This window comes from Stenotrophomonas sp. 05L44_2, assembly GCF_056665995.1.
Map to the genome: position 1 here is coordinate 1 of NZ_JBFTNR010000208.1, position 7740 is coordinate 7740.

Sequence of the window (7740 nt, forward strand, 5' to 3'; positions counted from 1 at the left end):
CCGGGATGCACACCAAAGCCTTTTAGAACGCCGCAGGGATTCGGTCAAGTTGTCAATCACCAATGTTCCGGTAATCGGACGGTGATGGACTCTGGACTAGGCTTTGAATGTCCTCATGGAGATTTGCGCGATGCTAAGCCGATTGGCGCTCGTCGTGGCCGCAGCCCTTGCTCTCGCGGGCTGCGCGACATACCAGCCCAAGCCACTGGACATCCAGGCCGGGCCCGCGCACGCGCTAGCGTGGGCTTCACGGCCTGCCGGCCCGTCTCAGCCCTTCAGCCTGGAGCAGATTGGACAGCTGGCAGTTCAGAGCAACCCAGATCTGATTGCGGCACGAGCGGAGCACGGCATAGCGGCAGCACAGCTGGAAAGTGCCGCCGCGCTGCCCAATCCGGTGCTGTCGGTGAGCTATGCAGGTGTCCTCAGCGGCGCTGGGGCGCTTCCGGCGATAGCTCTGGGCTTGGGCCAGGACATCAAGGCGCTGATCATTCGACCTGCCAAGGTGGGCGCTGCGAAGGCGCAGCTGGCGCAGGTCGATGCAGGCATTCTGTGGCAGGAGTGGCAGGTCTCCGCCAAAGCCGAGTTGACCGCATTGGAACTGGCTGCAGCGAGCCGGCAGCTCGTGCTGGCCTCGGAGACCTCCAGACTTTGGGACGAACAGCTCGCGCGAAGCCGCGTGGCAATGGAGCAGGGCGATATTTCCATGACGTCGTTCGTCAAGGATAGCCAGCGCTCAGCCGACGCCAGACAGCAGACCGCTTTGCTGACGACTTTGCGGCTAACCAAGCAACAGGACTTGGCGGGTCTGCTTGGTCTGGCGAGTGAGGTCGAAATCCCTATTGCCTATCCTTCTCCTATCGCCACGACCGACGCCACTCTTGTGACCGGCCGGTTGGAGGACATTGCGGCCTATCGACCAGATTTGATTGCGCTGCGGGCCGGCTATGAATCCCAGGAGCAGAAGGTCAGGCAGTCGGTGCTTGCGCAGTTCCCGGCAATGACTGTGGGTGGCAACTATGGGCGGGATACCGGGAACGTAAAGACGGCGGGTGTGGACGTTTCCATGGAACTTCCCATCTTCAATCACAACCAGGCGGGCATCAGCATCGAACAGGCGACAAGGGCCAAGCTGGCTGCGGAGTTCCGTGCTCGGTTGATCTTTGCCAAGAATGAGCTGATGTCGCTGATCGCCCAGCAAGGATTGGCTGAAAAACAGCGCGTGCAGAAGGCGAAACAATTCGCCGCTGACAGTGCACTTGTACCCAGGCTGCGTGCGGCGCTCGCGCGGCATGACATCGATGCGCTGACCTATGTCGAAGCCGTAGCGGCCCAGAACGGGAAGGAGCAGGAGCTTATCGCTCTGGAGTCCAGCATCGCTGCCCAGAACCTTGCTATTCAAACCCTGAGCGGCCTGGGTATGCCCCACATGGATGGCTTRGATGGAACCACCCAATCCCCCATCGGAGCCGACCAGTGATCAGCAAGAATCGATGGTTTGCCATAGCGCTGGTCTCAATCGTAATCACCGGATGTGGATCCCCATCCCCGGATCGACGTCGACCCAGTGTTGCGGTGGAGACGTCGTCCGCAACATGGGCTCAGATGGATAGGACTATGCAGGTCTACGGCACAGCGATCTCGTCACCCGATGGCGCCTATGCCGTGAGCGAAGCCCTGGATGGGCAGGTCCAGACCGTCTCGGTGGCCGTAGGCGACCAGGTCCGTAAGGGGCAGCCCATCGGGGTCTTTCAGCTGTCGGAGAGTGCTCGTGGTGCACTGGCTCAGGCGGAGGCCGCGGTGTCCGCGGCTCGCAACGAAAAATCGCGAGTTGATCGCTTGTTCGCCGATCAGTTGGCTTCAATTGACCAGCACGGGCAGGCCGCCAAGTCGCTCGCAGATGCACTCGCTGCTTATCAGGTCGCCTCTTCCRTCGCCGGGGGCCGCAGTGAGAAGGTCATGAGGGCTCCATTCGATGGCGTTGTGACCTCCGTGACCGTATCGCCCGGCATGAAGACACCGGCAGGCACGACGTTGCTGACGCTTTCGCGGAACAATGCGCTGGTCGTCCAGTGCGGCGTGGAGCCTCGTCATGCGTCCTCAATTCTTGTGGGCCAGAACGTCAAGCTGGTAGCTCTCGGAGGAGGGGAGCCCTTGGAAGGGGTGGTGACCCGGACGTCCAGCGTCATCAATGCGGTCACCCGTCTTGTTGACATGGAAGTCAGCACTTCGGCTCCCCTGATGAAGGGGCAGGAGTATCAAGCGTTCGTGTCGGCCGGCACTGTCTCCGGCTGGCGCGTCCCCAGTACCGCCGTTCAGGAGGACGAGCAGGGAACGTACCTGTTCCAGGTCAAGGGTCGCACGGCCGTTCGGGTGCCGGTGAAGCGCCTGCTGCCGCGGGAGGGTGATCAGTTGCTGGTTGCGGGCACGCTCAGTGCAGAGCAGCCCGTAGTGGGATCTGGTGCCTATCAGTTATCTGACGGGGCGCTCATCAGGGTGGCTTCTGCCACGCCAGGGCAGGGGCACGTCAGTGAGATTCGTTGACTTCGTGTCTCGCCAAGGTCAGGCAATCCTTCTAGTTGCCTTGGCTCTGGCTTTCTCGGGAATTCTGGCTTCAACGAGAATCCCAGTCACCCTCTTTCCACAAGTCCCTTTTCCTCGAGTGGTCGTGGATCTCTCCGCAGGGGATCGCCCTGCCGCGCAGACGGTGTTGTCTGTCACCAAACCGGCAGAAGAGGCCATCCGCTCGATTCCCGGCGTCCGCGCAGTGAGATCAAACTCGTCCCGAGGATCCTCTCAGATCTCGATTGATTTTGGTTGGGGAAGGGACATGATCGCATCGACCATTTTGGTCGATGCCGCCATGGCGCAGGTCTTGCCTTCGCTGCCAGTGGGAACCCACTACGAGGTCCGGAGAATGGATCCGACAGTGTTCCCCATCATCTCCTATGCGCTGACGTCAGCCAAAGTCTCGCAGGCACGCTTGAGGGATATCGCGCAACTAGATCTTTCGCCTCGCCTGGCGGCGGTAGCCGGGGTTGCGAAGGTTGCTGTGCAAGGCGGGGATACCCAAGAGGTTCATATCGACGCCGACCTACGCCGACTCGGCTCTCTGGGGTTGTCGTTGGATGATGTTGCAGCAGCCGTATCCTCGGCCACGCAGATCACCGCGGTGGGCCGGCTGCAGGACAGGGATCATCTCTCCCTGGTCATCGCCCAAACAGACGTCCAGACGATCGAGAAGCTGCGCCAGACTGTGGTTCGGGCGGGGCCTGCCGGGGCGGTGTACCTTGGTGATATCGCCGAGGTGCGGTACGGCGCAGCGCCAGTCTGGACTCGCGTGTCTGAAGACGGACATCCTGCTGTGCTGCTCAACGTCTACCAGCAGCCCGATGGCAATGCGCTGTCGATAGCGTCCGAAGTGAAAGATGCGCTCGCCCAGGCGAGCCTTCCCGATGACGTCAAGCTACTGAACTGGTACGACCAGAGTCAGCTGGTGTCCGACTCTCAAGCCAGCGTTCGAGACGCTGTTCTGATTGGCCTGCTTCTCGCTGGCCTGGTCCTGTTCGCATTTCTGCGAAGCATCCGGATCGTCCTCGTCGCGATGATCGTAGTGCCTGCGGTTGTTGCAGTCACCGCGTTGATACTCTGTTTGGCTGGCATGACCTTCAACATCATGACCTTAGGTGGGATCGCTGCGGCCGTGGGTCTGGTCATCGATGACGTGATCGTCATGGTCGAGCACATTGCGCAGAAGTCCGGGGCGAGTGATGGTGGGCCCAGCAGAGTTCTTCCAGCGGCCCGGGAATTCGCGCGTCCCCTGATAGGCTCAAGCCTGGCCACCATCGTGGTGTTCGTACCCTTAAGCTTCATGAGCGGAGTCACGGGAGAGTTCTCGCGCGCCCTGTCCATCACCATGGCTGCGGCCTTGTTCATCTCCTTCCTGTTCACGCTACTGGTGGTTCCTCTTCTTGTCCGCAGGCTCATAGATTTCGGCAAGTGGAGCGATCCAGGGGAGAGAGACGGCAGTTGGATGTCCARGGTCCACAGTCGATGGCTCTCGACCTGCTTGGCCCATCCACGCTGGGCACTGGCGGCCGTCCTCCCGCTACTGCTCGTCGGTGGTCTTGCCTGGACCCAAGTCCCCAGTGGCTTCATGCCGAAGGTGGATGAGGGCGGCTTTGTGCTCGATTTCCGAACCCCTCCGGGGACCTCCCTGGAGGAGACCGATCGTGAACTTCGCCAGTTGGACGAAATCCTGAGATCAGTGGGGGACGTGGAGACCTTCTCACGTCGCATTGGCACCGGCCTCGGGGGCGATCTCGGCGAACCGCATCACGGCGACTACTTTGTCAAATTGGCCCAGGATCACACCCTCGCCACCGAGGAGATCATGACCAAGTTGCGGGTTCTGGCTGCGCTGCGGATCCCCGGTCTTGAGGTCGAGATGGCTCAATTGACCGAGGACCTCATCGGCGATCTAACTGCGGTGCCGCAGCCGATTGAAGTCAAGCTCTATGCCGAGGATCCCGCCCTGCTCAGGTCTGAAGCAAAAAAGGTTGCGGAACTCCTATCCCGGCTTCCTGGGATCGTTGAGGTCAAAGATGGTGTCAATCTCGCCGGCGATGGGCTCGATGTTCAAGTGGATCCCGTTCGGGCGGCGATGGAATCGGTGACTGCATCTGACATTACTAGAGCGTTGAGCGCCGCACTGACGGGATCTGTCGTTGCTCAGCTACCAACAGCCAGCAAGCTGATGGATGTCAGGGTCAGTGCAGGGAACGGCATCGCGCTGGACCGCGAGGGATTGGCGGCTCTTCCCGTGCGCGCGGCCGACGGCCACATCTTTCCTCTCTTCAGGGTCGCATCAATCGAATCAGTCACTGGCGAGCCTGAGATCGGCCGCGACAATTTGCAGCCGATGACTGCGGTTACGGCTCGCCTGGAAGGGCAGGGCATCGGCACGGCGGCAGCAGCGGTAAAGGCCGCGCTGGACAAACCTGGCACGCTCCGCCCAGGTGTCCGTTATGCGATGGGAGGGTTGTACGAGCAACAGCAGCAGGCGTTCACCGGATTGGTGGCGGTGTTTGCGGCGGCGTTTCTCGCCGAGCTGATTCTGTTGATGCTCCTCTATGCGGAGTTCTGGACTCCACTGCTTATGGTCCTCACGTCTGCTCTGTCCGCGACTGCGGTGTTCATGGCGCTTTGGTTCACAGGCGTGGAGTTGAATATCACTGCTCTGATGGGTATGACGATGGTGGTCGGAATCTCGACGGAGATGGCCATCTTCTTGGTAAGCGAGTTCAAGAGGCTGGCGCAGTCCTTGCCGATCAAGCAAGCCTTGGAGCAGGCGGCTCGAAGTCGACTTCGTCCCATAACGATGACGACGCTTGCTGCTGTCCTCACGTTGCTTCCGCTGGCCATGGCGATMGGGCGTGGATCAGGCATCCAGCAGCCGCTCGCGATCTCGATCATTGCTGGTCTCACTTTGCAGTACTTCTTGGTACTCCTGATTCTTCCTTCCGCGTTAAGCCTGATCTCTCGCCCAAGGGGAAATCAGTGAATCTAAGTGTCACGGCTCAGGCGCCGTGAAATCCAAGCTGACTTGGCGGGGCTGAGTCTGCGATCCGACATTCGCTCTGGTTGATTGCCTACGCAGCCTTGCTGTCCGTTGCGGTCTTTATTCATGGACAGATCGTCAACTCGCAGGCCGAGGACATCACCTGGCGTTCGCTTCTCCAATCGGAGCTCGAGCACTTCATAGCAAGAGAAGATCAGGACCCGAACTACCAATGGACGGACACCGATTCGGTCCAGCTCTTTGGGTGGGACGACGCTTCACCGATACCCGCGGAGTTTGAAAAATACGGACCGGGAATCCACGACGGTGTCCGTCTTGGCAACCAGGACAAGGTAATCCTGGTTCGCGAGGTTCGTGGACGGAAGTTGGTCTTGGCCCTGGAGATCACCGAACTCCAGAAGCACGAAGACAATGTCGGGCTATGGATGTTCGGCTCCAACGTCTTGGCGGTGCTTCTGTTGGGACTCTTGGTTGGTTGGGGCCTGGGCCGTGTTCTGAAGCCGCTGACGGACCTCTCAAACAGGATCCGTCGCCTTAGCCCCGAGCAGCCTGGCGAGGAAATCGAGGTGGGACCCGATGCCAGTTACGAGCAGGCGGTCATCACCGACTCCCTCAACGATTACATTCGGCGAAACGAGCAGTTTGTCGAACGTGAGCGGCAGTTCATCAACAGTGTCAGCCATGAACTGCGCACACCTATCGCCATCATTGGAGGAGCAGCGGATCTGGCCTCCAACCCAAACGCCTCTCCCCGGACGGTGCGGAACCAGCTTATCCGCATCAAGGAGGTAACAAGCTCGGTCGATGAGCTGATCTCTGTTCTCTTAGTCCTTGCGAAAAGCCCAGATCGTCTTGAGAGAGTGAGCGAACTGCTGGATCTGAAGGAGGTCGTACGCGTGCTGGCCAACGACCATCTGTATCTGTGCGGCGACAAGTTGCTGACCATCGAAGTCACCGCAGATGGCGACCCGGTAGTATTGGCTCCTGTCGCGGTCCTGTCGGTGGTGGTTGGAAATCTGATCAGAAACGCAATCGAGAACAGTGATCGAGGGGCTATCCGTGTATCGGTGAATGCCCAGTGGCAGGTCATGATCGAGGACCCCGGACACGGCATGTCGCCGGAGGAAATCAGTGCCCTGTACGCCAAAATGGCCAGGGGGGAGGCCCGGGATGGGCAGGGGATTGGGCTCGAGCTGATCGCCAGGCTCTGCGGGCATCTTGGCTGGAAGCTGACCTTCGAATCCAAACCAGTGGGTGAAGGGACCCGCGCGATTGTCGACTTGTCCGCCAGCGCGGCAAAGTGAGCTGACTCCCGCTTGGGGGTTGGGGTTCCGACCAAACTCCGACCTATCCACTAGCAGACTGCGGAAGAACCTGCGGAAGCGGGGCCCTTCCACTCTATCTGCCAAGACATGCCTGGACAGTTTGGTCACATTCCCCGAGGTCCGGCGCGCACTTTGAAGGCGTTGGGATGGTCACTGCAGGGCCTGAAGGCAGCCTGGCTTCACGAATCCTCGTTTCGCCTGGAGGTGGTTCTCGCCGCCGTCCTGATTCCGCTCGCGCTCCTTCTCGGCGACGGCGGGTTGGAAAAGGCCGTTCTGATCATCACCGTTCTGATGGTTCTGGCACTTGAACTGCTCAATTCGGCCATCGAGGCCGTGATTGAACGGTACGGTCCGGAGCATCACGAGCTTGCTGGCCGCGCCAAAGACATGGGGTCGGCTGCGGTATTCGTCGCTCTGATCGGGACCGCAGCAGCGTGGCTGTTGATCCTGCTTCTCTGACCAGAGCCTGAGCATGAACGGAACCGTCGCAGCCGGGAACACGCGAGTTGACTCCGTTTCACCACGGCGTTGGTGGACTTGGGTCATCGTCTTTTCCATCGTCTTCAGCTTGATTGCCGGCCTGGGGATGCGGGCCCCGGCTCCACCTGACGAGCCTCGTTTCGTACTGGCAGCCAGGACGATGGTTGAATCGGGGCAATGGTTGCTACCGCATCGCGGAATCGAGCTGTACGCGGAGAAGCCGCCCGTCTTCATGTGGATGCAGGCCGGTGCTTACTCGCTCATCAGGAACTGGAATGTCGCCTTCCTTCTCCCGTCGCTGCTGGCCGCGCTTGCAACGCTTTGGATGACCTATCGCATAGGCGCCATGCTCTGGAG

General features: G+C 60.2%; 6 protein-coding genes. All 6 read left to right on the forward strand.

From position 1 onward, the window contains the following. Positions 1-103 precede the first annotated feature (103 nt). On the forward strand, positions 104-1477 hold the full coding sequence (locus AC1VAN_RS09150; protein ID WP_478015693.1) for a TolC family protein: 1374 nt from the start codon (positions 104-106) through the stop codon (positions 1475-1477). Between the two features lie 137 nt (positions 1478-1614). Next, positions 1615-2541 carry an efflux RND transporter periplasmic adaptor subunit gene (locus AC1VAN_RS09155; RefSeq protein ID WP_480985674.1) on the forward strand — a complete coding sequence of 309 codons (927 nt, stop codon included), beginning with the start codon at positions 1615-1617 and terminating at the stop codon, positions 2539-2541. Positions 2542-2545: 4 nt separating this feature from the next. Further along, complete coding sequence (locus AC1VAN_RS09160) at positions 2546-5560, forward strand: efflux RND transporter permease subunit (protein ID WP_480985677.1); 3015 nt, start codon at positions 2546-2548, stop codon at positions 5558-5560. A gap of 80 nt (positions 5561-5640) precedes the next feature. Continuing rightward, positions 5641-6882 carry a sensor histidine kinase gene (locus AC1VAN_RS09165; RefSeq protein ID WP_480985675.1) on the forward strand — a complete coding sequence of 414 codons (1242 nt, stop codon included), beginning with the start codon at positions 5641-5643 and terminating at the stop codon, positions 6880-6882. A 108-nt stretch (positions 6883-6990) separates the two neighbouring features. Beyond that, complete coding sequence (locus AC1VAN_RS09170) at positions 6991-7362, forward strand: diacylglycerol kinase (RefSeq protein ID WP_442251556.1); 372 nt, start codon at positions 6991-6993, stop codon at positions 7360-7362. A gap of 13 nt (positions 7363-7375) precedes the next feature. Then, positions 7376-7740, forward strand: a 365-nt coding sequence (locus AC1VAN_RS09175) for an ArnT family glycosyltransferase (RefSeq protein ID WP_480985676.1), incomplete at its 3' end; no start/stop codon positions are given.

Coding starts and splice junctions, on each gene's coding strand:
- AC1VAN_RS09170 (WP_442251556.1), top strand. CDS start 6,991: ATGCCTGGACAGTTTGGTCACATTCCCCGAGGTCCGGCGCGCACTTTG.